Below are 24,940 nucleotides of genomic sequence, written 5' to 3'. Positions count from 1 at the left end.
CGTGGCACAATATATTTTCCAATACGTTTGTGAAAGTAAAATGCCTCTGGCAGAAATTGAAGCTACCCAGCCTTATTGCAATATAAGACGAAAAGATATTAGATTCGGCAACAAGCTCACCGGAATGGAAATGGGTTGCCGCTCTCATTATCACCGAGTGCGTATTTGATCAACGGTTCAGCCGGCATGACCACACGATGGCTGCCGCTGATCATATTAACGATCACACTGCGTGGGCCTTCACGCCAGCGGGCATCAGCATAAAATTGAGTAAGCTGACTTTCCATTTCTGACTCGTTTAGAAATGACCGCACCAGATAATAATTATCAGGATCATGGAGTGAATTACCAAAGCGTAATACTTTCACCCCAATTTTCAGGTGCAGAGGTACACTCTGTTCTTTCATAATATCGTGAAATGCAGCGCCTGTGCCGGGTTTTAACGTGTATTGGAGCACTTCTATCACTGTTGTCATACGGTTTACCACCTCATTATCTCTTTTCTCTATCATGACCTGATTAGTATATCAAGCCTGTCGATATGGTGGGGTTACTCCTTCTAAGGCATTACTATACAGCAAAACCTCTTTCACTACATGATCAGTTATAATTATAAAAAAATAGTAAACATTCATTAAATTTATAGCACCATGAATTAATTCTACTACTTAGTTTTTAAACAACCCTAAGAAATACTGTTCATACATACGGATCATCCTGCCGCTAAAGCACATTCCAAAATGTTACTCTGAAGTTAACGTTTGTAGCTTTATGTGTATTGTTTGTCATTTTACGGAGTGCTAGTTTCTTTCCGCGCACCAAAAGTGTGGTCGTTATAAATAATATAATTAGCGTCAAAATCTTTATCCCAGGGAAATGACAGGTGGCAATCATTCGCAATCAATAATGCGGAGTTTGCTATACACAAAATGGATTTAGGAAAAATTTAATGCAACACACCGATCTATTAATGATTGGCTGCGGCCCATCAAACCTCGCTGTAGGTGTCGCACTTGAAGAATGTGCTGAAGTTCACAACATCAACTCTTCTCTCATTCTGGAAAAAGACACTTCTGTTTGTTGGCATAGGGGAATGTTATTTCCTGAAGCGCAGTCTCAGGTTTCCTTTCTGAAAGATCTGGTCACGCAGCGTGATCCGACCAGCCGGTTCAGCTTTCTCAATTTTTTGCATAAAACCAAACGCCTGGACAGTTTTGTCAACCTGCAGACGTTTAACCCCTACCGTAAAGAGATTTCGGATTATTTGCAGTGGGTAGCGGATGGCCTGGAGAAAACACAGGTTATTTACAACAGCAAAGTAGTGGCAGTCAGACCGGAACTTGCATCGGAAGGGCAAATTACTGGCTGGCACGTAACCGTTGAAAATGGCGACAGTTACCGCGCCCACCGTCTGATTTTTGGGGCTGGCCGCGACCTCAATATCCCGGCTGTGTTTGAGCATGTCTCACCGGATAATGTGATCCATAGTGCCAATTTCCTGACGGCTCTCGAACAAATGAAGTGCGGTAGAGTTAACCGTATCGCGGTAATTGGCGGCGCGCAAAGCAGTGCCGAAATGTATCAATCCTGCCTTGAGCATTTCCCCACGGCCAATATCACCATGATCATGCGCTCCATCGGGCTGGTGAATTATGAAGGCAGTCAATTCACCAATACGTTATTTCAGAATGACTATATCAACACGTATTTCAATTGTGACAATGAGACTCGTGAAAAGACCCTGGCGGCGATGCATACCACCAACTATTCCGGCGTGGCGCCATCAACTTTATCTGGGCTCTACCGTTTCCATTATTTGCAGGAGTTGCGTGGCGAAAATCGGGCGGTAATGCTGACGCAATGCGATATTTTACATGCGGTAGATGATGACGGCGGCGTACTGATCACCTGGAAAGATAACAAGTCAGGCCACTCACACTCTGCGCGTTTTGACGTAGTGTTGCTGGGTACAGGATATAAGAATAAAACACCGACACTCTTCGACAGCCTGTCAAATCATCTTGATATCGAAAAAATCTGTGTCGACCGCAATTACCGTGCTGTATTGCCCTATTCCCCCGGCGTTTCTCTGCATCTGCAGGGAGTTAACGAAAACACGCATGGCATTGCGGATTCGTTGTTGAGTGTACTGGCTTTCCGTTCAAAAGAAATTATTGACGATATCACGGCCTGATTTTAGGGAAAAAAAATGCATTCTTTTAAACCACTTGATCGCACCTCTATGCGATTCGAGAACAATCTGCACGCCCAGCGTTTGATGCCGTGGCCCGAACTGAACGCGCCGTTTGAAAGTTCATGGTGCGTTATTGCACCTGGCACGTCTTCGACACCGCATGATCACCACGAATACGAAATATTCGTCGCCATTAAAGGTGAGGCATTTATTGTGTGCGAAGGTGAAAAAACGCGTTTTAAAGCCGGCGACACCGTTCAATTCCCGCCATTCACCCGGCATTGCGTGCTCAATGAAAGCCCCGAGCCGTTCGAAATGTACAGCATTTGGTGGGATGAGGAGATGTCCTCACGTTTTGCTCAACGTCATCAACAAAAAAATCAGGTGTCAGACCATGTCTAAAACACTCGTTATTGCCCCACCGCCCACGCCCAATGGCGATCTGCACGTTGGCCACATGGCCGGGCCTTACTTGGCCGGCGATATTTACGCTCGCTACCTGCGCCTGACCGGAGAGCGCGTCAACTACGCGACCGGCACTGATGACAGCCAAACCTATGTTGTCACCAGCGCCTACAAACTGGGCACATCCCCGGAAAATTTATGCCGTCAGGCTGCCGACGACATCAGGCAAAGCCTGAATGACTGGGGAGTCGAGCTGGATGGCTATGCCCCGTTCGATGACGGCTATAAAGAAATGGTCTACGCCTTTTTGTCTCCCCTACATGAGCAGGGCAAGTTCCGGCTCAAAACCGTCAAACTGCCGTACTCGACACACCGCAATACGTTTATGGTGGAGTCGTTCGTGTCCGGTGAATGCCCGACCTGCCTAGCGCAGTCCCGCGGTGGATTGTGTGAAAGTTGCGGACACCCCAACAACTTTGATGGATTAAAAAACCCGGTGGCGACATTGCCCCCCTACGAATCACTGGAGTACAGAGAAACGGAGATCCTGGTGTTCCCGGTGGAGGCATACAGGGCCGAGCTGGAGCGTTATTACGCCGCGAAAAAAGGCAGCTGGCGCCCGCACATTCTTCAGCTAATGACGGAGCTGTTCAGCCGAGAGCTGATCGATTTCCCTATCACTTACCCCATTGCCTGGGGATTGCCATCGCATTTTCCCGGCACGGAGGGGCAAGTGCTCAACGCCTGGGCGGAGGGGATGCCGGCATCGATGTACTGCAACGCCTGTGGCGAAAACAACGCGGCGCCGACGGATGCAACCTGGCGTGCTGAAACAGGCAATCGCCTGGCGTATTTCCTCGGCTTCGACAACTCCTATTTTTGGGGAGTGACGCATCTTGCCTTGCTGATGGCGCATGAGGGTAAGTATCTGTTGCCTGACACCATCGTGCCCAATGAGTTTTACGAGCTGGAAAATGCCAAATTTTCGACCAGCCGCGGCCATTTGATCTGGGCCAGCGATCTGGTAAAAAACCTGCCTCGCGACTATGCCCGTTTCTATCTTTGCCTGACCAGTCCGGAACACAACCGGAACAATTTCAGCCGGGATGCCCTCAGTCAAATCCTTAACGAACGACTGATTTCCGCCTGGAATGCGCTTGCCCGTGCATACGCCACGCAACGCTGGGAATTGCGCCAGAATGACGATGAGGCCAATACTCCTCTGCTGGTGGACACCATGCGTCAGCGCCTGGCTCTGCCCTGTCGTCTCGAGACGTTCAGCCAAAGCCGATTGGCTGACTGGTGCCTGCACCATATTGGGCGCTTGCAGGAGCTGGTTGCGGAAGAAAGCGATATCAGCCTGAAGGCAATTAATCAACAGTTACGGGTCCTCGTCGACGGCCTGGGGTTGATCATGATTGACCTCCACCACGCTATCGTGAATGCCAATCCGCTGAACGGCAGTGAACAATGGGCCTTGCCTGAACTGCCGCCGATCGCCACATTCACCAACAGTGGGTCATATGCGTCCTAACATCGCCATCATCGGGGCCGGCATTACCGGCGTCATGACTGCGCTGGCTTGCGCCCGTAAGGGCGCAAGCGTTGAGCTGTATGATGCCGCCGCCATTCCGAACGCTGCCAATCTGTCGTGGGCACATGGCCGTTTGTGGAAACACGCGCACGAAAACAATGCCGCGTTGCAACCGCTGGCTGCGCGCTCGCTTGCTTTCTGGCGCCAACTCATCGACGCCGGCAGCGAGACAGCCGGTTGTCAGACGCAATCCATTCGTGTGGTGGATGACGCCGATTGTCGTCGTTTGGTGCAGCTGTATGACGCGCTGGCGATAGGTTATGACATCCAGGATCCCGTGTTGTCGACACAGAGCAGCCTGTTGCGCATGCCCAGTGCCAATCGACGGCTCTTCGTCGGCCATGACGCCATTCTTCTCGATGCACAAAAGGTGTATGCACATTTGTGCCAGGCGCTGGCAAACACGGGAAGCATCGTGTTGAAACCGCATACGCGTGTAGATCTCGGCACCATTCGGGAGGGGAGGCATTTTAGTGTTAACGGTGAGCGTAAAAGCTACACGGCGGTGATTTGCACGGCGAGCCGTCCTCTCACCCGACACATTGGCCGGTCAGGCGTCGCTCCGGCGCCGCAATATCAGGTACACCTTGACGTGCACCTCAACGATGCCCGTGCGTGCTTGTTAAAGCCGGTGCTGACGATGGGAGATGAACAGCGATCATGGTGTGTACCGTCGCCGGAACGTCGGGTGCTTAAAGTGAGCGCCAGTCGATTTTCCTACTCGATGCCGCCAGACAGTCACGACCTGCAGGTGTGTAAGCGGTATTTGCTTGACCGACTACGCGTTAAATACGACCAGGTGGATGTCGTCGTGTCGCCCTACTTTGAATTGCCGGCTGAAAAACGGCAAGGCACTGCTTACTGGGGCCGGCACGATGTCACCGGATGCATCGCCGTTGAAGCGTGCGATGCCTCTATTTTTAAGATCGCCCCGGCGCTGTCCGAGCAGATCAGCCAGTATGTCATTCACGGAGTTAACGAATGAGTAATGAAACCATTTTGCTGAACGTCACAACCCGTCAGATCAGCAAAAGAAACGAAAATCTAATCCTTGCCGCGTCGCTGGTTTCCACTCTGGGGAGCGGAATACTCACCATCGCCAACGCGCTGATCATTTCACAGAGCATGGGAACGGCGAAAGCCGTGGGCACGCTGTTCATTCTGATCGCACTACCGCAAGCCTTTTTCTCGGTGTTGTTCGGCAAGTTATCCGATACCTACGACAGAAAGAAGATCTGCATCATTACCAACGTAGTCAACGCGGCCATCGTCATTGGCGTTTTGGCCGGCATCAATACATTCACCGATCCTTCGATGGTCATCTTTGTCTGCAGCTTTATGCTGTCCATGACCATGGCTATGTTCTTCCCGGCCAATAACGCCATCATCAAAGACTCGGTAGAGTCGGGCAGAATGGCCGCATTCAATGCCAAACTCGAAATGGCAGTGCAAATTGGTGCTTTGACATCGGTGGCGATCGGTGGGTTTCTGATCCAGCTGATTGGTGTGGATTTCGTGTTTGTGCTGAACACCATCACCTTCATCGCCAGTGCGGCGCTGTTTTTCATGCTGACGCCGCGTGTACAGGGATCAGATGAAGCGCCCGAAGGCGGTACCGCCTCTGAACCAGTGCCGGCCACAACCTTACCCGCCGTGAGAAAACCCTGGCTGATGCTGCTGTATGGAGTCGGCAACATCATCGTGACGGTCAGCAATATGCTGTTGGTGCTGTTGGTCACCAAACATTTTGCCTCCGGCGCCGGCGTTCTGGGTGTGGTTGATGCACTGGCCGGCGTAGGGGTGGCCATCGCCGCCGCCATGACACCATTCCTGCAGAAGCGCTTTTCCTTACTGACGATAGTCATGTTCGGCTACGTGGCGAATGCGGCATTTATTGCCCTGCAGCCGCAATTTACGTTGCCGTGGCTGATGGTCTTCTTCCCGCTTGGTGCCGTGTGTTTTGGCCTGGCGCGTATCTCGTGCCGCACGCTGATGTTCAACACCATTCCTTCCCATTACACCGGCCGTTTCTTCGGCTTCAGCAACGCAATTGGGCTGACGTCGGCCGTCGTACTGACCTACGCCATTGGCGAGCTGGTCGATAGCACCACTGTCCTAGCCGGATATGTGGCGTTGGCGCTGGCAGTGGTCTTCCTGGCGCTTTTGGCATCAACCCTGGTCTTTAAAGGAAAAACAAAATGAAATTATTGGCGATTGAAGTCGGGCAATTTGGTGATTACTACAATTCGCGCTACCAACAGGTGGAGCAGCACGGTATTGAGCTGTATGTCTTGTCCGGAGTGGCTGACAGCGATCACTGGCATGCCGGGCGATTCTTTGTTTCCGACAGCATGGACATCAACGATTTGACCACGCTGGCCATACAGCTGCATCGGGATTTTCACTTTGACGGGGTGTTCACCTTCGCGGAGAACAGCGTGATCGCCACGGCCATGATCGCCGACGCCCTGCAGCTGCCGAGCATCCCGGTTGAGGCGGCGGTAAAAAGCCGCAACAAGCTTGCCATGCGCGAAGCCCACCGTGTCGGTCAGGCACCTCACCCAGAATTTCGGCTGACACCGACGCTGCCTGAAGCGCTTGAGGCGGCGGCGACTCTCGGTTATCCGGTGATCCTCAAACCCACACTGGGTTCGGCCAGCCAATTCGTCTACCGCGTCGACACGCCTAAACAAATGGCAGAGTTCTTCCCTAAAGCCCTGATCGGCATATCAGAAATGAGCCAATTCAAAAATGAAGGGATCACGGACGTACTGGGCCCCAACTCGCTGCTGGTCGAGTCGTATCTGGATGGACGTGAATTTCTGATCGAGGCCTATTCCTGGGACGGCGTCACGGTGCTGGGCTCCATCGTCGATCGTGTCACCCTGGAAGGGAACTCGTTTGATGATGATGTCCATCACACGCCGACCGTTCTTGATGGTCTGGATCTGCAACGCGTGCATGACGCGGTGCATGCCGGTGCCGTGGCGCAGGGACTGACGCGCAGTGTGATGCACGCAGAGATCCGGTTCCATCAGGGTAAACCCTACATCGTTGAGATTGCCGCCCGGCCTGGCGGCGGCGGCCTCGATTTTATGGCCCGCATCTCCGCCGGCTATTGCCCTATCAAAGCGGTCATTGATATGGCGATTGGGCAGAAACCGGACTACCAGTGTTATTCGCCAACCGGTAAACACACGTTTGCGCTTTGCCTGATCTCCTCGCCTGGGCGGATCGACACCATCAGCGTCCCTGAACACATTACGCAGGATCCGAACACCTTCATGCTGAAAATCATTTCACCGCTCGGCAGCGTCATCAAACGGCCGCCGTTGGGGAACGATATTATCGGTTTCCTGGGCGTTAAGGGCGACAGTCGCCAGGAGACAGAACAGAAAGCGATGAACTACAGCCAGCAGGTGATTGTGACGACACGATGAAAAAGATCGGACTGGCGATAGCGTTAGGGAAAGATGCCAACAGCCATACACGAACCTTTATTGAGGCTATTAATTATAGCCTCAAGCATTTCCCAGAATTAAAACAAAACACGTTGAAAATTGTCAATGATGAAAAGTCGTCGGCAGGAGGGGAGCGCGCCGCTGTTGAGTTGATTGAATGGGGTGCTGACGTGGTTGTCGGTCATTTTTCTAGTTTTGCCGCGTTGGCGGCATTACCATTATATCTCCGACAATCCATACCCCTGATATTACCGGCCTCGACAGCGTGTGAGTTTGGTGAATTTAACAAGATTAATCGAGTCGAGGTAATTAAGTATCAGAAAGATGATGCCGCCTTGATGGCTTATTGCATTGATGACAGCATTATTAACTGTCAGGAAGGAAATGTTTATGCGGTGGTACAGAATAACTCTTATGCCAACCGGATGATGGATCACTTCCCTCTCTTGACCGATGTTCAGATCATCCGGGAGTTGCCTGGGCGAACTGAAAAAGGGGATACGTTTATTATCATTGGCCTCAGTGATTTTGCATCGGCCATCATCAAACAGTTATCTCAAACACAGGTTTATCGGATTCTGTTGGTTGACGACTCGGACAGTGTTGAAGTGCATAAATCATGCATTTTGCGGCCTCAACGTTTGTCGCGTGTTCGTTCGGCGTCGCATATTTCGCGGCATGGCATGAAGCGGCCATACTGGAATGAAACTATGCTGGCATTATCACTGGCCTGCAGCATTACCTCGCAACAGGTAGCCGAAAATGGGGAGGGATTAAGTTTCAACACCTATCTTGGATTACAGGACTTCGATAACTCTAATTGCTATGGCGATTGCATATTGATCTCAGAAGAGCTGATCTAGCCGGCTGTTTGAACGCGCAGGCTACATCTGAGCGTCTTATCGCAAAAGCGCAAAGTTTGTAAAACATTGCCTTACGCAAACCCTTTGTATAGCGCCAAGGAAGCCGAGACACTTAGCTTACTATGAAAAATGTACGGTCAGCCGCTGCGCGGCAAGCTGTTGATGTTCGATGCGATGAGCATGCAGTTCCGCGAGATGAAGCTGCCGAAGGATCCGCACTGCGAAGTGTGCGGCGGGGCGTGACGGATAAAAAAAGGGCGGGATAATTCCCGCCCTGATGCGTTACCGCGAGGGTTACACGATGCCCTGGCTGCGCAGATAGTCTTCGTAGTTGCCGGTAAAGTCGATCACCTTGTTCGGGGTGATTTCCAGAATCCGGGTCGCCAGCGAGCTGACGAACTCACGGTCGTGGGAGACGAAGATCAGCGTGCCTTCGTACATCTCCAGCGCCATGTTCAGCGATTCGATGGATTCCATATCCAGGTGGTTGGTCGGTTCGTCCATCACCAGAATATTCGGGCGCTGCATCATCAGCTTGCCGAACAGCATGCGGCCCTTCTCGCCACCGGACAGCACCTTCACGCGCTTCTTGATGTCGTCCTGGCTAAACAGCAAACGGCCCAGCACGCTGCGCACCGCCTGCTCGTCGTCTTTTTCCTGCTTCCACTGGCTCATCCAGTCGAACACGGTCAGGGTGTCGTCGAACTCGTATTCGTGATCCTGCGCGTAATAACCGATACGGGCATTTTCCGACCACTTCACGGTGCCGCTGTCCGGCTGCGCGTCGCCCACCAGCGTTTTCAGCAGGGTGGTTTTACCGATGCCGTTGGCGCCCAGCACCGCGACCTTCTCGCCCACTTCCACCATCAGGTTCAGCTTGTTGAACAGCGGGCCTTCGTCGAAGCCCTTGGTGAGCGCTTCCACTTCCAATGCGTTACGGAACAGCTTCTTGTCCTGCTCGAAACGGATGAACGGGTTCTGGCGGCTGGAGGCTTTCACCTCTTCCAGCTGGATCTTGTCAATCTGGCGGGCGCGCGACGTGGCCTGCTTGGATTTGGAGGCGTTGGCGCTGAAGCGGCTGACGAACGACTGCAGCTCGCTGATCTGCGCTTTCTTCTTGGCGTTGTCCGCCATCAGACGCTCACGCGCCTGGGTGGCGGCGGTCATGTATTCGTCGTAGTTGCCCGGGTAGACGCGCAGCTCGCCGTAGTCCAGATCCGCCATGTGGGTGCAGACCATGTTCAGGAAGTGACGGTCGTGCGAGATGATGATCATGGTGCTATTGCGTTCGTTCAGCACCTGCTCCAGCCAACGAATGGTGTCGATGTCCAGGTTGTTGGTTGGTTCGTCGAGCAACAGGATTTCCGGATCGGAGAACAGCGCCTGCGCCAGCAACACGCGCAGCTTGAAGCCCGGCGCGATTTCGCTCATCGGGCCATAGTGCTGTTCCACCGGAATGCCCACGCCAAGCAGCAGTTCGCCGGCACGCGCTTCGGCGGTATAACCGTCCATTTCGCCGTAGGCCACTTCCAGGTCGGCTACTTTATAGCCGTCTTCTTCGCTCATCTCCGCCAATGCGTAGATGCGGTCGCGCTCTTCCTTCACCGCCCACAGTTCGGTGTGACCCATGATCACGGTGTCCAGCACGCTGTACTGCTCGAAGGCGAACTGATCCTGACGCAGTTTACCCAGGCGCTCGTTCGGATCGAGGAACACGTTGCCGCCGCTCGGCACCAGATCGCCGCCGAGGATTTTCATAAAGGTGGACTTGCCGCAGCCGTTGGCGCCGATCAGGCCGTAACGGTTGCCGCCGCCGAATTTAACAGAGATGTTTTCAAACAACGGCTTACTGCCGAACTGCATGGTGATGTTGTTAGTGCTTAACACAGCGCTCGCTCTTTATACATAGGGAATGTGATTTGGCGCGCATTATGCCACAACGGGGTGCAGAGATCGCGGGAAGTTTCGGTGACATTTTGAGCGTCAGGCTGGTGCCGTTTGCCGGTGGGCATTGGCTTGCGTACAAAAAGTCTGCTAGATTCGGCGGTTCATATTGAAAAGGATTTCTATGAAAAGCGCAAAGCAGATAGCCAACGACATGGCGGATGCCGTAAACATTGACAGCAATTTAGTGCGCGGGTTTGCACAAGGTTTTATCAGCGTACCGGTCGATTTCTACTACCTGGGCTACGACTATATTGATACTGAAAACAGATGGTTAAACTCGCAAGATAAAGAGCGATTTATCAGACTCATCAAGTCAGGCCTGGCCAATAAAGCAAGCATCGAGAAAGTGGCTCATATCTTCATCGAAAACTTCGCCAGTAAGGTCAAGTTTGAAGATGTTAAGGACATGACCATAAGAACATCAGGCAAACTCATCGGCAAATTCGCCTTTAATCAGTTAGCCACCGCAAACATGGGATATATATTCTCTAAACAAATCATCCCACGGCTTGTCTCCGGTGTTGCCGTTGGCTCAATTCTCACCGCTGGGGCAAGCATATCGCGCTCTGTCTATACATCACGCGACTTGAGGGCAAGAAACTCACGGATGTATGATCAACTCAGACGCCTGGGAAACCTCGATCTGCTGTACTTTCTGTTAGAAAACAAAGTCCGACCATTCGAGGATGCCGTCTCGGTTTGGGAAAGAGATCGAAAGAAATTCAACCAAATTTGTCAGTACTTTTTTGCAAAGGTTAACGTATGAAGAACTTTATGCTGGCGGCTTTATCCAGAATTATTCAGGGCATTGGGTGCGGCGTTGTGGCCCTCTCGCTGTTAGCCATTGTCTGGTTCATGTTTTATTCCGACGATAGTTTTAAGTATCTGTGGGTTGCGACCTCCATAGCTGGAATTTTCTTAGGGTATTTCATTTTCAGGTTTGCGGTTAAAAAAATACACGACGGAAGCCCTGATTAAATAACATTGTGTTCAATTGAGCAGCAGATCACTCAGTCCAAAGAAACTCGCGTCAATTATTACATAGTTTGTCCTAATACCGACGCTCAGCGCAGCTGCTTCTCCAGCCACGCGCGCATATCCGCCACCACCCGCGTCATTTCACTCTCGCCATTTTCGCGCCGCATCACATGGTCTAAAGCCGGATAATTCAGGTAAGTGATATTCGTTTTGCCGTCGGCCCGCAGCTCGGCGATCATTTTCCCTACCGCCCCCGGCGAAACGGCGCGATCCTGGTCACCCTGCACGATCAGCACCGGCGTCTTGATGCTGCGCAGGGTGGCAAGCTGATCGATGTTCAGCATGCCATGCCACCAGGCATAGCCATGATCGCTGGCGTTCAGGGGGAACGGCGGCGCCGTCAGCACCTGCTGTAAAAATGCGTTCAGCCCGGCTTTCTCTTCTTTTGGCGCGTCGGCCACGCTGTGGCGCACATCGTCAATAAACCAGCGTCCGCCGCCGCTGAACGCCAGGGTGGCGTCAACCAGGCCCGAGGAGGCCGTCACCAGATTGGCGATCACCGCCCCTTCGCTGCCCCCCAGCACCGCGACCTTTTGATAGCCGTTGCGCGCACTCACCGCCTGCAGTACCTGGGTGACATCGCTCACCCGCCGCTGCGGCGTATCATGCTGCACGAAAGCGTCCGGGCAATCCTGCCGCGGCACCTCTTCGCGGTACGGCAAGGTGTCGTCGATGCCGTATTTCTCCACCGTCAGCAGATCTGCGGCGGGTAACACCTGCCGCATCGGCGTGACCAGGCGGATATGCCGCACGCTGTTGCAATCCGAACCTTGCAGGATCACCAACAGCGCCGCCGACGATTGCCCGGGCACCGCAGCGTCCAGATAGTAATGAATACTCGAACCATCCTCCCGCGGCAGCGTCAGCGCTGCAGATTGCGCCATCGCCAGCCCGCTCCACAGCGCCAATACGCTCAGCATGCCTGTCGCCACTCTCATCACTTGCTCCTCTTCCCTGTTGCGTTCGGTTAATTCGTCTTTTCTGGTCTACGCTTCATGCCAATCACGTTTCTGACAGGGAAGCCTTACCATGCCACACCTCTATAACACCGCACTGCTGATCGGCGCCGCGCTGAGCACCATCGCCGCCCTGCTGCATATTTGGGTGATCGCCGCCGGGCCGCGCGGCTATCGGCTGTGCGGCGCCGGCGATCGCTTCATTAAGGCGGCGGAAGCGGGTAAAAAGTTCCCGGCCGTCGTCACCGCCGGTATCGCGCTGGTTCTGTTTATTTGGGCGCTGTACGCGCTGTCCGGCGCGGGCCTGATCGTGCCGCTGCCGCTGCTGCGGCCCGCGCTGTTTATCATCACCTTTATCTACCTGCTGCGCGGCGTCGCCGGCCCTTTCGCCCTGCGTGATACTGGCCGCAGCCAACGCTTCATCGTCGTCAGCTCGCTGATTTGCCTCGGCTTCGGGCTGGTGCATCTGCTGGGGATGACGCAGCGCTGGAGTGCGTTGGCGTAACGCCCTGTTGCTGCAAAACGGCGATAAACGCCTGCGCGGCGGCGCTGCGGTAAGCGCCTTTGCGCTGCAGCCATACCGCCTGTCGCACCGGCATGGCGTTGGCCAACGCCACTTTTTTCAACTGCCGGTTCTCGCGCGCAATGGCGGCTGGCAGCAGCGTGGCAAGCTGCCCGCGCCGCACGATCTCGACGATGGCGCCCAGCGCATTGGCCTCCACCGCCACCTGCGGCCGAAATCCCAACTGTGTGCAGTAGCGATCGATAAACTGCCGCGTGGCGAAGTCGCCACTCAGCAAAGCCAGCGGCAGATGTTGCCACTCCGCCAGCCTCAGCGGACGGCGATGCGCCGCCAGGGGATGATCGGCGCCGACCATCAGCTCCAGCGTCTCGCTGAACAACGGCGTGGCTTCTACCTCCGCCGACTGCGCCATCTCGAAGGCGATCCCCAGGTCCAGCCGATCCTGCGCCAGCAGCGCCTCGATCCGCTCTTGCGCCATCTCCTCAATGCTCAGGGTAATCCCCGGGTAGCGGCGGTAGAACGCATCGATCGTCGGCCCCACCAGATAGGCGGTGAAGGTTGGCGTCATCGCCAGCCGCAAATGGCCGCGCGCCAGCGTCGCCACGTCATGGATCGCCCGCGCGCCGGCGTCCAAATCCTGCAGCGCCAGCCGCGCATAGCGCATCCACGCCTCACCGGCGTCGGTCAGGCGCACGGCTCTGCCACTGCGATCGAACAACGGCGCTCCCAGTGCGTCTTCCAACTGCTTGATCTGCTGGGACAACGTCGGTTGCGAGACGTGCAACGCTTCGGCGGCGCGGGTGAAGTTGCCCTGTTCGGCAACGGCCAGAAAATAACGGATGTGTCGCAGCAGCATAGCGCCCCAGCTATTAGTAAAACCTATAGCCAGCATTATAAATGGGTCTTAGACCCTATAGCCAGAAGCGTTCATCATGCCGCCATCGCATAACGACACCCAATGGAGAAACGGATGAAAGAGGTGATTGAAGGCTTCCTGAAGTTCCAGCGCGAAGCCTTTGTTGAACGCACGGCGCTGTTTCAGCAGTTGGCGACCCGCCAAAACCCGCGCACCCTGTTTATCTCATGTTCCGACAGCCGCCTGGTGCCGGAGCTGGTCACCCAGCGCGAGCCGGGCGATCTGTTCGTGATCCGCAACGCCGGTAACATCGTGCCTTCTTTTGGCCCCGAACCCGGCGGGGTGACCGCCTCGGTCGAGTACGCCGTCGCTGCGCTGGGCGTAGAAGACATCGTGATCTGCGGCCATTCCGACTGCGGCGCGATGACCGCCATCGCCACCTGCCAGTGTCTGGATCACCTGCCGACGGTCGCCGGCTGGCTGCGTTACGCCGATTCCGCCAAGGCGGTCAACCAGGCTTATCCGCACACCTCCGACGCAGCCCGGGTCGCATCGATGGTGCGCGAAAACGTCATCGCCCAGCTCAACAACATCAAAACGCACCCTTCCGTCGCCCTGGCGCTGGATCAGGGCCGCCTGGCGCTGCACGGCTGGGTCTATGACATCGCCAGCGGCGCTATCGAGGCGCTGGACGGCGAAACCCGCCGCTTCGTGCCGCTCGCCACCCATCCCGAGGTGACCGCCACCCCGGCGATCGCCCGTTTTTAAGCCCACAAAAGGAGTCAACATGACACACTCTCTGCACAACACCGCCCCGCGCGAAGCGCTCACCGACACCATCATGGCCGCCAAGATCCGCCATAATCTGACGTTCGAAGCGCTGGCCGAGGGCACCGGTCTCAGCCTGGCGTTTGTCACCGCCGCCCTGCTGGGGCAGCATGCGCTGCCGGAACCGGCGGCGCGCACGGTAGCGGCCAAGCTGGGGCTGGACGAAGAAGCGGTGCTGCTGCTGCAAACCATCCCGCTGCGCGGCAGCATTCCCGGCGGCGTGCCAACCGATCCGACCATTTATCGCTTCTATGAAATGCTGCAGGTTTACGGTTCCACGCTGAAAGCGCTGGTGCACGAGCAGTTTGGCGACGGCATCATCAGCGCCATCAACTTCAAGCTGGATATCAAGAAGGTCGCCGATCCCGAAGGTGGTGAACGCGCGGTGATCACCCTGGACGGCAAATACCTGCCAACCAAGCCTTTCTAATTGGCCTTTCGCCGGCGGCCCGCGCTGCCGGCAAATTGACAGCCAACCTGCCATTGGCTACATTAACTGCGCTTAAACGCCGCCCTGGCGTTTTTCACTGCCCGAGGCCTGTATGTTGGAGATTGTAACCACCCGATAGTCGCTTCCTTGCCGTATGGCGAGGGACTCTGACGTATCCGACGCGCGTTTGCGCGGGGATGCGCGTATCTGGGGTTATTACAGGATCTCCCAACATGAACATTTCCAAAGCGGAACAACGCGTGCTGCACGTGTTGGCCAAAGGCGGCTATATCGCCTTCACCCGCAACGACGCCGGTCGCGTCACCCACGTCGAATGCTACACCCGCGAAGGGCTCGGCCTGGCCGACTGCTCGCTGGCCGTCTTCACCAAGCTCAAAACCAAACGCCTGATCCTCTCTCGCCAGGGGCGCCCTTATCGCGTCACCTTCGCCGGGCTCAAGGCCGTGCGGGCGCAGCTGGATAACCGTTAATCATCGATACCGGCCGGGCAGGCAGCCCGGTCGGCACAGCCTTATTTAATCAGGATACAACCATGAACATCACGTTACGCCACGAAACGCCGGCCGACGTCGGCGCCATCGCCACCCTGACCGCCGCCGCGTTCCTGCATGCCGAGCACAGCAGCCACACCGAGCAGTTTATCGTCAGCGCGCTGCGCGCGGCAGGCGCTCTCACCCTGTCGCTGGTCGCCGAGCACAATGGCACACCGATCGGGCACGCGTCCGTCTCGCCGATCGTGCTCAGCAACGGCGCCGCCGGGTGGTACGGGCTGGCGCCGGTGTCGGTGCTGCCGGCCTATCAGAGCCAGGGGATCGGTAGCCGGCTGATCCGCCGGCTGCTGGCCGAGCTGCAGGAACGCGGCGCCGCAGGCTGCGTAGTGCTGGGCGATCCGAACTATTACGGCCGTTTCGGCTTCCAGGCGCAGTGCGCGCTGGCCCTGCCGGGCGTGCCGCAAGACTACTTCCGCGCCATCGCCTTCCAGGGCGCGCTGCCGTGCGCGGAGGTCACCTTCCACAACGCGTTTAACGCCGAAGCCTAACCCTGTTGCCGGCGCCGTCATGGCGCCGGTTTTCAGTCCTGTTCGCCATAACGCAAGATAGTCATCCCTTCCTCTTCCGCCGGGGGAACAAAGTACTGCGCCAGGCGCTCAAACTCCGCTTCGCTCAGTGTAAACGGGTGCTCGCCGCGCGCATTTCTCAGCGTTATCCTGCTCAGGCACTGCGCATGGCTGACATCGAGAAAGTGCAGGCAGTGTGCGACGCCGGCCTCCTCCGCCAACGCTTTGGCCCAGCGCCGCCTGTCCGGCGTATTCATCGGAAAATCGAGCGCCACGGACCAACCGCCGCGCAGCAGCTGAAAAAGGTGCCCGCCCAGCGCCCGCCGTAACCGTTCGGAACAGCGCGCATAGTCTTGCAGGCTGGCCATTTCCTGTTCATACAGCGTCGCCAGCCATGCATCTTCGACCAGCAACAGCGTTTGCGGCCGCTGCGCCAAACGCTGCGCCAGCGTCGATTTGCCTGCGCCGGCCTTGCCGCACATCAGGTGTAAAACTGCAGGGTAGGTTTGCATGACGTTCTCCGGTCGTTGCCGGAAGGGGATAATAAAAACCCGCCTGCCGGCGGGTTTTTATTGGCGACACACGCGCTATCCCACCCTTTGGAGACGGGTGATAATAATTAGCGCGAATGAGCGGTAGGATTTTTTCATAGCTAATGAATATGACAACCGTGCACCGTTGTCAATTCGCCGTCATCAATCCCTGTTCTCGCACAAACTCGGTGAATAAACTCACTTTCTGCTGCACATGCCGGCGCGTCGGGTAAACCGCGAAGACCTGATGCACGTCGGCAATCTGTTCAGGGAACAGCCGCACCAGTCTGCCGGCGGCGATCTCGGGATCCGCCACAAACGACGGCAGCGAACCGATGCCCAGTCCCGCCACCAGCATATCCCGCAGCATCAGGCTGTTGTTGGCGATCAGCCGGGGAGTGAACGTCACGCTCAGGCTCTCCTCGCCGGCGGTGAACTGCCACTGCCCCGGCTTTTCTGCCAGGGAATAGGCCAGACAGCTGTGCCGCGGCAATTCATTAGGCGTTTGCGGCACGCCGTGCTGCGCCAAATAGCCGGGCGCGGCGCAAATTCGCTGGTGCACGTCACCCAGCGCCCGGGCGCTGAGGGAAGAATCCGGCAGCCGTCGGCGAATGCGCAAGGAAATATCGAAACCGGCCGCCACTACGTCCAATACCCTGTCGTCCAGCGTCAGTTCCACCTGCAGCTGCGGGTAGCGTTGCATAAACGGCGGCAGCAGCGGCGACAGCACCGTCAGGCCGAACGAGAGCGGCGCATTGACCCGCAGCGTGCCGGAGACCTGCTGCGCGCTGGCGGCAACCGTCTGCTCCAGCGCGTCGAACTCGCCAAGCAACCGGCAGGCTTCCTGGTAATAGAGCTGCCCGGCTTCGGTCAGGCTCATGCTGCGGGTGGTGCGCACCAGCAACAACGTACCCAATCGGCTCTCCAACTGCTTAATCTGCTTGCTCAACGCCGCCGGCGTGATCGCCAGATCCTCCGCCGCCTTATAGAAACTGTTGCGCTCAACCACGCGGCGAAAGGCGCGCATCGTCAGTAGCACGTCCATATTATGTCCTATTGGTTAATTATAAATTCAATAAAACACAGATTATTAACCTCAACAACCTCAGTAGACTTCATTCAACCGCTTCCCTGAGTGGGAAGTGAATTTAATCTACTGATAATCATGGAGTTAATAATGAAAAAGACCCTAATCGCCCTGATGCTCGGCCTGAGCGCCGCCGCCGCCCCCGTCGCCGCGCTGGCGCAATCCCCCGCCGCCGATAGCCGCCAGGCGGGTTATGTGCAACCGCTGACCGCCGACAACAGCCTGTTGCTGCTGGTCGATCTGCAGGACATGTTCGGCATGACCATTTCCTCTATCGATCAAACCAATCTGGTGAATAACGCCGCCGGCATCGCCAAGGCCGCCAAGGTGTTCAACGTGCCGACCATTCTGGCCTCGGCCAACGCCAAAAGCTTCGCCGGGCCGGTATTCCAGCAAGTGACGCAGGCACGCCCGGACCTGCAGGTGTACGATCGCACCGCCATCAACGTCTGGCAGGATCGGCGCGTGGTGGATCTGATTAAACAATCCGGCCGCAAGAAAATCATCATCGGCGGGCTGTGGACCGCCAGCTGCGTGATGCTGCCGGCGCTGTCAGCCCTGGGCGAGGGGTATGAGGTTTATATTCTGTCGGACGTCACCGGCGACATTACGCCAGATAGCCAAAACAACGCCATGCAGCGCCTGATACAGGCGGGCGCCACCCCTATCAACTGGGTGGCGTTGATGCTGGAATGGCAGCAGGACTGGAGCCGCAAGGCCACGGCGGGGGGCGTATTGCAGATCGCCCGCGACCACGGCGCCGCCTGGGGAATGGGCGCCAGCTACGCCGGAGCGATGAAGGTGGGCAGCGAAGCGAAATAGCGGACGAAAGCCCGCCGTCAGCGGGCTTTTTTCAGGTGCGGTGATAGCAACGGCTATCCTGCGGCGCCTGGTCGCGTCTCTCCAGCCCGTAATCCCGCACCACCTCCGCCACCCGCAGCCGATACTGCGCCAGCACCTCGCCACGGCCGCGCGCCTGTGCCGCGCGATGCTGCTCGAGATTGCGCCACTGCTGCACCGCCGCCTCGTCGCGCCAGAAAGAGAGCGACAGCAGGCGCGCGGGATCGGCCAGGCTTTGAAAGCGCTCGATGGAAATGAATCCGTCGATCTGCGCCAACAGCGGCTTCAGCTCCGCCGCCAGCGCCAGATAGGTATCGCGCTGCCCGTCGGCAGCCTGCAGTTCAAAAATCACGGCGATCATTATCGTCTCCTCTCACGGTAAAATTCCGGTACGCACGCATGGTAAGAATGGCGCCACCGCACCGATTCCAACGCCCGCTCATCAATATCAAGCGGACACGGACGCACAGCACCAGAGTGCGATAACCACAGACTAACGATGGACGCGCAGCCATACTTCGTCTAACCTCGAAGTATGCATAACATCGACATTGAAGATCGTTTAGCGGCGCTGAGCGCCGCCATCGCCGACCGCACCCGGGCGCGCATGCTGTGCCTGTTGATGGACGGGCGCGCCTACACCGCCACCGAGCTCAGCGCGGCGGTCGAGGTCGCCCCGTCCACCGCCAGCGCGCATCTGGCGAAACTGCTGGAGCAGCGGCTGATCGCCTGCGTCAAACAGGGGCGCTACCGCTATTTCCGGCTGGCCGGTCAGCCGGTGGCCGACGCGCTGGAAGGCTTGATGGCGCTGGCGGGCGTACCGCGCCCGTCGGTGAAAAGCAGCACGCCCACCACGCTGCAATATGCCCGCACCTGCTACGACCATATGGCGGGCGAGGTGGCGGTGAAGCTGCACGATCGGCTGCATGCGCTGAACTGGCTGACCGGTGAAGAAGACTACCGATTAAGCGACGCCGGTCAGACCGCGCTGACGCGGCTGGGCGTCGATTGCTCCCCCGCGCCCACTCGCCGCCGTTTCGCCTGCGGCTGTCTGGACTGGAGCGAGCGCCGATCTCACCTCGGCGGCGCGCTGGGCGCCGCGCTGTTGGCCGCCTTTATCCAACGCGGCTGGATCCTTCGCCGGCTCGACAGCCGCGAGCTGCAGCTGACCCCCGCCGGTAAAAAAGCGCTGGCCGCACATTTTGACCTCACGGTGTAACCCGGCGACAGGGTAGTTTTACTGCAATACTCTAGGGGTACGCTTAAGCGACCCCGCCAACCCGAGGAGTTCCCATGCTCGATTCCACCCAATTCCCGATCGTCAAACGCTGGCCGGCTCAGCATCCGGAATGGCTGCAGCTCTACTCTCTGCCGACGCCGAACGGCGTCAAAGTCTCCATCATGCTGGAAGAGATCGGCCTGCCTTATGAAGCGCACCTAATCGACATCGGCAACAACGAAACCTGGACGCCGGAATTCCTGGCGCTGAATCCGAACGGCAAGATCCCGGCGATCATCGATCCCGACGGCCCCGGCGGCCGGCCGCTGCCGCTGTTCGAATCCGGCGCCATTCTGCTCTACCTGGCGGAAAAGAGCGGCCGCTTCCTGCCGCAGGATCCAGCCCAGCGTTATGAAACCATTCAGTGGGTGTTCTTCCAGATGGCCGCCGTCGGCCCGATGTTCGGCCAGCTCGGTTTCTTCCATAAATTCGCCGGGCGCGAATATGAAGACAAGCGGCCGCTGGAGCGTTACAAAAACGAATCGAAACGCCTGCTTGGTGTGTTGGAAACGCGCCTGGAGGGCCGTGACTGGATCATGGGCGCAGACTACACCATCGCCGATATCTCGCTGCTGGGCTGGGTGCGCAACCTGATCGGCTTCTATGAGGCGCGCGATCTGGTGGAGTTCGACAGCTTCCCGCGCGTCGCGCAGTGGCTGGAGCGCGGTTTAGCGCGGCCGGCGGTGCAGCGTGGGCTCGCTATCCCGGCGCGCGCGGCCTGATCGTCACACGGGATGGCCATCGGACCGTCCCGTCTTTCATTGTCATAAAATTGTCATCCCCCTGCTCTACTCTCCTTTCGTAACAATTTGATGTTATTTACATTGTTGTATTACGACAAGGAGCTTACCCATGCAACCTGCTGTATCCCTGATCGCCGGCGCCGTGCTGTCCGCCCTGCTCTGTTCCTCCGCCATCGCGGCGGAAACCTCGGCCAATGCCGATGGCCTGACCGAGCGCGCCGCGCGCGGCACCCTCACCGAGCCGGGCGGCGCCCGTCGCCTGGCCGGCGATCAGACCGCCGCGCTGAAAGCGTCGCTGTCGGACAAAACGGTGAAAAACGTGATCCTGCTGATCGGCGACGGCATGGGGGATTCCGAGATCACCGCCGCGCGCAACTACGCTGAAGGCGCAGGCGGTTACTTCAAGGGCATCGACGCCCTGCCGCTGACCGGGCAATACACCCACTACTCGCTGGACAAGAAAACCCACAAGCCGGATTACGTGACCGACTCCGCCGCCTCGGCCACCGCCTGGGCCACCGGGGTGAAAACCTATAACGGTGCGCTCGGCGTGGACGTGAACGGCAAAGACCAGCCAACGCTGCTGGAGATCGCCAAGGCGGCCGGCAAGGCCACCGGCAACGTCTCCACCGCCGAACTGCAGGACGCCACGCCGGCGGCGCTGGTGTCGCACGTCACCTCGCGCAAATGCTACGGCCCGGAAGAAACCAGCGAGAAATGTGCCGCTAACGCGCTGGAAAACGGCGGCCGCGGCTCGATCACCGAGCAACTGCTGAAAACCCGTGCCGACGTCACGCTGGGAGGCGGTGCGAAGTCCTTCAACCAGCTGGCGAAAAGCGGCGAATGGCAAGGAAAATCGCTGAAGGACCAGGCGGCGGCACAGGGTTATCAGTGGGTGAGCAACGCAGATGAACTGCAGGCCGTTACCCTGGCCAATCAGCAAAAACCGCTGCTGGGCCTGTTCGCCGACGGCAACATGCCGGTGCGCTGGCTGGGGCCGAAAGCCAGCTATCACGGCAACCTCGACAAGCCGGCGGTAACCTGCGAAAACAACCCGGCGCGCACCGCGGCCACGCCAACGCTGGCGGCGATGACCGACAAAGCGATCGCGCTGCTGAAAGACAACCCGAACGGCTTCTTCCTGCAGGTCGAGGGGGCGTCGATCGATAAGCAGGATCACGCCGCCAATCCGTGCGGGCAGATTGGTGAAACCGTCGATCTGGACGAAGCGGTGCAAAAAGCGCTGGCCTTCGCCCGCGCCGACGGCAACACGCTGGTGATCGTCACCGCCGACCACGCGCACTCCAGCCAGATCGTCGCCGCCAACGCCAAAGCGCCGGGCCTGACCCAGATACTGACCACCAAAGACGGCGCACCGATGACCCTCAGCTACGGCAACTCGGAAGAAGAGTCGCAGGGGCATACCGGCACTCAGTTGCGCGTCGCGGCCTACGGCCCGCACGCCGCCAACGTGGTGGGATTGACCGATCAGACCGATCTGTTCTTCACCATGCGCGATGCGATGGGCATCAAGTAACCGCCAGCTGAACGATGGCCGCTCGCAACGGCGGCCATTTATGATTGGTTACCGATAGGTATTTGCAATTTAACCGCAATTATTGTGTGATAACGAAATAACGTTTAATTGCGTGACAATTAACCCCTTAAAATAACGCGGTTATACGGCCTTTCTTCCCTCTCTGTTTATTCCTGCGACAGCAACCGCCCTATTTTTGCTTATATTCATTTTTTTTAGTTACAAAAGTAGTTTTTAACATTCTCGCAAACAATAATACCCCGCCAGTAACGTGAACCGATCAATTTGCATCCGGACGGCCTGCAATAGTTCACTTTTCGTTAAATACCCTATTAACAAAAAGGCATTATCGCTGCCTATCGGCTCACGCCGGGCGGTCGGCTTCATTATTTTCCAGGGTAACTCCCGCTAAATTCTTTCACCTGCAATGAGTAGAATTTACACACAAGAGATTTAATTCAATGAGAAAATTACTCGTCCTGATTTTCAGTCTCAGCCTGTTTAGCGTTACGCAGCAGGCGGCGGCTGAAGAGAAGAATAAAACCGTCGACGTGGTGTTGATCGGCGGCGGCATCATGAGCGCCACTTTGGGTACCTATCTGCATGAGCTGGAGCCGACCTGGACCATCGACATGTACGAGCGCATGAACGGCGTGGCGGAAGAGAGCTCCAACGGCTGGAACAACGCCGGTACCGGCCACTCCGCCTTTAGCGAAATGAACTACACGCCGGAAAAAGCCGATGGCACCATCGACATCAGCAAGGCGGTGAAGGTCAACGAGTCTTTCGAAATCTCTCGCCAATTCTGGTCTTATCAGGTGAAAAACGCTGTCCTGAAAGATCCGAAATCCTTCATTAACAGCGTGCCGCACATGAGCTTCGTGTGGGGTGACGACAACGTCAACTTCCTGCGTAAACGCTACGCGGCGCTGCAGCACAGCACCCTGTTCCGCGGCATGGAATATTCCGAAGACCCTGCGCAAATCAAGCAGTGGGCGCCGCTGGTGATGAACGGCCGCGATCCGGCGCAGAAAATCGCCGCGACCCGCATGCCGCTGGGTACCGACGTCAACTTCGGCGTGATCACCCACCAGTTGGTTGACGCGCTGAGCGCCAGCGACAAGTTCAAGCTGAACCTGAGCCACGAAGTGCGCGACATTAAGCGCAACGCCGACCAAACCTGGAGCGTGACCGTTGCCGATCTGAACCGCGACGGTAAAGAAACCACCGTTAACGCCAAGTTCGTGTTCATCGGCGCAGGCGGCGCGTCCCTGACCCTGCTGCAGAAATCCGGCATCCCAGAAGCCGACGGCTACGGCGGCTTCCCGGTCGGCGGCCAGTTCCTGGTCACTACCAACCCGGCGATCGCCAACCAGCACCTGGCCAAAGTGTATGGCCTGGCCAGCGTAGGTTCGCCGCCGATGTCCGTGCCGCACCTGGATACCCGCATGCTGGACGGCAAGCGCGTGCTGCTGTTCGGGCCGTTCGCCACCTTCTCCAGCAAGTTCCTGAAGAACGGTTCGCTGTTCGATCTGATGCACTCGCTGAGCACCTCGAACCTGATGCCGATGACCCACGTCGGTCTGGATAACTTCGATCTGGTGAAATACCTGGTCGGCCAGCTGATGATGAACGACGACGATCGCTTCGCCGCGTTGAAAGAGTACTTCCCGGACGCCAAGCAGGCAGACTGGAAGCTGTGGACCGCAGGCCAGCGCGTACAGATCATCAAGAAAGACGCGGATAAAGGCGGCGTGCTGCAGTTCGGCACCGAAGTCGTCAGCTCTGAAGACGGCAGCATCGCCGCTCTGCTGGGTGCTTCGCCGGGCGCTTCTACCGCTGCGCCGATCATGCTGCATCTGATGGAAACCGTGTTCAAAGACAAAGTGGCGACGCCGGAATGGCAGAGCAAGCTGAAAGAGATCATCCCGTCTTACGGCCACAAGCTGAACGGCGATATCGAGATGACCAACAAGATCCGCGGTTACACCAGCAGCGTGCTGGGTCTGAACTACATTGAAGTGAAACCGGAAACTAACTGATTTTCCATCGCTTCCTACTGATAAGGCCGCTTTATGCGGCCTTTCTTTTATCCCCCTGCCGTTCAAAGAGCATTTTTGGCCACCTTTTTACCCCCGGTTTACCCTTGCGTAACGGCGCACTCACGCCTATTATCAAAGTATATTCTTGGATAATTAAGCTAAGTCACTGTGACCTGAATGTCGTTTTTGCGGGAGAACTAAAACCATGGATCGCGTCAATATCATTCACGATTTACTAGACTGGATTGAAACTCATCTGGACCAACCGCTGCTGCTGGATAACGTCGCCGCCAAGTCGGGCTACTCCAAATGGCACCTGCAGCGCATGTTCCGCAGCACCACCGGCCACGCACTCGGCAGCTATATCCGCGAGCGGCGCCTGTCGCAGGCGGCGCAGGCGCTGCGCTCCACCCCGCGTCCGATCCTGGATATCGCCCTGCAATACCATTTCGATTCTCAGCCTTCGTTCTCACGCGCCTTCAAGAAACAGTTCGGTAAAACCCCGGCGGTGTATCGCCGTACCACCCGCTGGGATGTTGCGGAGTGGCCGGCACAGCCGATAGAGGCGCAGGCTGAATCGCACCATGATGCCCCCACGCTGCCACGCTGGTACGCCGGCAAACCGCCGGAAGGCGTTTGCACCAGCTGGATGGGGCTGCGTTAATCGATAACGCAAAAAAGCCAATGGATAAAACCCATTGGCTTT

The 24,940-nt window shown here is 56.9% G+C and carries 27 protein-coding genes and 1 pseudogene; 21 read left to right on the top strand and 7 right to left on the bottom strand.

Annotated features, from left to right (window positions below):
• Positions 1-116 precede the first annotated feature (116 nt).
• Entirely contained in the window at positions 117-476 is a 360-nt protein-coding gene (locus FOT55_RS01510; RefSeq protein ID WP_197790524.1) for an NIPSNAP family protein, read from the bottom strand.
• A gap of 473 nt (positions 477-949) precedes the next feature.
• Here FOT55_RS01510 and FOT55_RS01505 point away from each other — a divergent pair, with 473 nt between their 5' ends.
• The 8 genes and pseudogenes from FOT55_RS01505 to FOT55_RS01470 form a co-directional block, all read left to right on the top strand.
• Positions 950-2,194 (top strand): SidA/IucD/PvdA family monooxygenase, encoded by a 1,245-nt coding sequence (locus FOT55_RS01505; protein WP_147822988.1) that lies wholly within the window; start codon positions 950-952, stop codon positions 2,192-2,194.
• Positions 2,195-2,209: 15 nt separating this feature from the next.
• Positions 2,210-2,596: a cupin domain-containing protein gene (locus FOT55_RS01500; RefSeq protein WP_082996920.1), complete on the top strand. Its 387-nt coding sequence runs from the start codon at positions 2,210-2,212 to the stop codon at positions 2,594-2,596.
• Positions 2,589-4,133, top strand: a complete 1,545-nt coding sequence (locus FOT55_RS01495; RefSeq protein ID WP_147822987.1) for a class I tRNA ligase family protein — start codon at positions 2,589-2,591, stop codon at positions 4,131-4,133. Before FOT55_RS01500 ends, FOT55_RS01495 begins: the two co-directional genes overlap by 8 nt.
• Positions 4,123-5,178 carry an NAD(P)/FAD-dependent oxidoreductase gene (locus tag FOT55_RS01490; RefSeq protein ID WP_147822986.1) on the top strand — a complete coding sequence of 352 codons (1,056 nt, stop codon included), beginning with the start codon at positions 4,123-4,125 and terminating at the stop codon, positions 5,176-5,178. Before FOT55_RS01495 ends, FOT55_RS01490 begins: the two co-directional genes overlap by 11 nt.
• A complete protein-coding gene (locus FOT55_RS01485; protein ID WP_147822985.1) occupies positions 5,175-6,395 on the top strand; it encodes an MFS transporter in 1,221 nt (406 codons plus the stop codon). Before FOT55_RS01490 ends, FOT55_RS01485 begins: the two co-directional genes overlap by 4 nt.
• Positions 6,392-7,633: an ATP-grasp domain-containing protein gene (locus FOT55_RS01480; RefSeq protein ID WP_147822984.1), complete on the top strand. Its 1,242-nt coding sequence runs from the start codon at positions 6,392-6,394 to the stop codon at positions 7,631-7,633. Before FOT55_RS01485 ends, FOT55_RS01480 begins: the two co-directional genes overlap by 4 nt.
• A complete protein-coding gene (locus tag FOT55_RS01475; RefSeq protein WP_147822983.1) occupies positions 7,630-8,517 on the top strand; it encodes a hypothetical protein in 888 nt (295 codons plus the stop codon). The genes FOT55_RS01480 and FOT55_RS01475 overlap by 4 nt, the downstream gene beginning before the upstream one ends.
• Positions 8,518-8,649: 132 nt before the next feature.
• Positions 8,650-8,760: pseudogene (locus tag FOT55_RS01470) on the top strand (molybdopterin-synthase adenylyltransferase MoeB); the annotation flags it as partial.
• A gap of 51 nt (positions 8,761-8,811) precedes the next feature.
• Here the strand turns inward: FOT55_RS01470 and FOT55_RS01465 are convergent.
• Positions 8,812-10,404 (bottom strand): ABC-F family ATPase, encoded by a 1,593-nt coding sequence (locus tag FOT55_RS01465; RefSeq protein WP_025302134.1) that lies wholly within the window; start codon positions 10,402-10,404, stop codon positions 8,812-8,814.
• Positions 10,405-10,585: 181 nt separating this feature from the next.
• Here FOT55_RS01465 and FOT55_RS01460 point away from each other — a divergent pair, with 181 nt between their 5' ends.
• Together FOT55_RS01460 and FOT55_RS01455 are read left to right on the top strand one after the other, a co-directional pair.
• Positions 10,586-11,230 (top strand): hypothetical protein, encoded by a 645-nt coding sequence (locus FOT55_RS01460; RefSeq protein WP_065424615.1) that lies wholly within the window; start codon positions 10,586-10,588, stop codon positions 11,228-11,230.
• Positions 11,227-11,442 (top strand): hypothetical protein, encoded by a 216-nt coding sequence (locus FOT55_RS01455; protein WP_025302132.1) that lies wholly within the window; start codon positions 11,227-11,229, stop codon positions 11,440-11,442. The genes FOT55_RS01460 and FOT55_RS01455 overlap by 4 nt, the downstream gene beginning before the upstream one ends.
• Positions 11,443-11,528: 86 nt before the next feature.
• On the opposite strand, the gene FOT55_RS01450 is transcribed toward FOT55_RS01455, so the two are convergent.
• Positions 11,529-12,440, bottom strand: coding sequence for an alpha/beta hydrolase family protein (locus FOT55_RS01450; protein ID WP_072269809.1), 912 nt, complete (start codon positions 12,438-12,440; stop codon positions 11,529-11,531).
• Between the two features lie 91 nt (positions 12,441-12,531).
• Between FOT55_RS01450 and FOT55_RS01445 the strand changes: the two genes are divergently transcribed.
• The gene (locus FOT55_RS01445; protein ID WP_147822982.1) at positions 12,532-12,963 is read left to right on the top strand and encodes a hypothetical protein; all 432 of its coding nucleotides are present in this window, start codon (positions 12,532-12,534) and stop codon (positions 12,961-12,963) included.
• Here FOT55_RS01445 and cynR read toward each other — a convergent pair.
• Complete coding sequence (gene cynR, locus FOT55_RS01440; protein ID WP_043143408.1) at positions 12,887-13,837, bottom strand: transcriptional regulator CynR; 951 nt, start codon at positions 13,835-13,837, stop codon at positions 12,887-12,889. The genes FOT55_RS01445 and cynR overlap by 77 nt on opposite strands.
• A 114-nt stretch (positions 13,838-13,951) precedes the next feature.
• On the opposite strand from cynR, the gene FOT55_RS01435 reads away from it, so the two are divergent.
• The 4 genes from FOT55_RS01435 to FOT55_RS01420 all read left to right on the top strand — a co-directional run bounded on the left by FOT55_RS01435 (position 13,952) and on the right by FOT55_RS01420 (position 16,155).
• Positions 13,952-14,605 (top strand): carbonic anhydrase, encoded by a 654-nt coding sequence (locus FOT55_RS01435; protein ID WP_147822981.1) that lies wholly within the window; start codon positions 13,952-13,954, stop codon positions 14,603-14,605.
• A 19-nt stretch (positions 14,606-14,624) separates the two neighbouring features.
• Entirely contained in the window at positions 14,625-15,095 is a 471-nt protein-coding gene (gene cynS, locus FOT55_RS01430; protein WP_049203430.1) for a cyanase, read from the top strand.
• A 233-nt stretch (positions 15,096-15,328) separates the two neighbouring features.
• Entirely contained in the window at positions 15,329-15,586 is a 258-nt protein-coding gene (locus FOT55_RS01425; RefSeq protein ID WP_004939031.1) for a YjhX family toxin, read from the top strand.
• 62 nt (positions 15,587-15,648) lie between these two features.
• Entirely contained in the window at positions 15,649-16,155 is a 507-nt protein-coding gene (locus FOT55_RS01420; protein ID WP_049203428.1) for a GNAT family N-acetyltransferase, read from the top strand.
• Positions 16,156-16,187: 32 nt separating this feature from the next.
• Here FOT55_RS01420 and FOT55_RS01415 read toward each other — a convergent pair whose 3' ends face one another.
• The gene (locus FOT55_RS01415; RefSeq protein ID WP_147822980.1) at positions 16,188-16,685 is read right to left on the bottom strand and encodes a P-loop nucleotide/nucleoside kinase family protein; all 498 of its coding nucleotides are present in this window, start codon (positions 16,683-16,685) and stop codon (positions 16,188-16,190) included.
• Between the two features lie 169 nt (positions 16,686-16,854).
• A complete protein-coding gene (locus FOT55_RS01410) occupies positions 16,855-17,751 on the bottom strand; it encodes a LysR family transcriptional regulator (protein WP_049295265.1) in 897 nt (298 codons plus the stop codon).
• Between the two features lie 132 nt (positions 17,752-17,883).
• Here FOT55_RS01410 and FOT55_RS01405 point away from each other — a divergent pair, with 132 nt between their 5' ends.
• Positions 17,884-18,615 (top strand): isochorismatase family protein, encoded by a 732-nt coding sequence (locus tag FOT55_RS01405; RefSeq protein WP_089195680.1) that lies wholly within the window; start codon positions 17,884-17,886, stop codon positions 18,613-18,615.
• 31 nt (positions 18,616-18,646) lie between these two features.
• On the opposite strand, the gene FOT55_RS01400 is transcribed toward FOT55_RS01405, so the two are convergent.
• Entirely contained in the window at positions 18,647-18,994 is a 348-nt protein-coding gene (locus FOT55_RS01400; RefSeq protein WP_025302122.1) for an antibiotic biosynthesis monooxygenase family protein, read from the bottom strand.
• A 174-nt stretch (positions 18,995-19,168) separates the two neighbouring features.
• Between FOT55_RS01400 and FOT55_RS01395 the strand changes: the two genes are divergently transcribed.
• From FOT55_RS01395 to FOT55_RS01375, 5 genes are all read left to right on the top strand, one after another.
• The gene (locus FOT55_RS01395; RefSeq protein WP_089195679.1) at positions 19,169-19,852 is read left to right on the top strand and encodes an ArsR/SmtB family transcription factor; all 684 of its coding nucleotides are present in this window, start codon (positions 19,169-19,171) and stop codon (positions 19,850-19,852) included.
• A 74-nt stretch (positions 19,853-19,926) separates the two neighbouring features.
• Positions 19,927-20,634, top strand: a complete 708-nt coding sequence (locus FOT55_RS01390; RefSeq protein WP_025302120.1) for a glutathione S-transferase N-terminal domain-containing protein — start codon at positions 19,927-19,929, stop codon at positions 20,632-20,634.
• A 130-nt stretch (positions 20,635-20,764) separates the two neighbouring features.
• On the top strand, positions 20,765-22,192 hold the full coding sequence (gene phoA, locus FOT55_RS01385; RefSeq protein WP_060432724.1) for an alkaline phosphatase: 1,428 nt from the start codon (positions 20,765-20,767) through the stop codon (positions 22,190-22,192).
• A gap of 461 nt (positions 22,193-22,653) precedes the next feature.
• Positions 22,654-24,234, top strand: a complete 1,581-nt coding sequence (gene mqo / locus FOT55_RS01380; RefSeq protein ID WP_025302118.1) for a malate dehydrogenase (quinone) — start codon at positions 22,654-22,656, stop codon at positions 24,232-24,234.
• Between the two features lie 205 nt (positions 24,235-24,439).
• The gene (locus FOT55_RS01375) at positions 24,440-24,898 is read left to right on the top strand and encodes a helix-turn-helix domain-containing protein (RefSeq protein WP_025302117.1); all 459 of its coding nucleotides are present in this window, start codon (positions 24,440-24,442) and stop codon (positions 24,896-24,898) included.
• The last annotated feature ends 42 nt before the right edge of the window (positions 24,899-24,940 follow it).

The sequence above is a fragment of the Serratia bockelmannii genome (assembly GCF_008011855.1).
GTDB lineage: Bacteria > Pseudomonadota > Gammaproteobacteria > Enterobacterales > Enterobacteriaceae > Serratia > Serratia bockelmannii.
The sequence above is the reverse complement of the archived record's forward strand: the minus strand, read 5'-3'. Positions and strand labels throughout refer to the sequence as shown.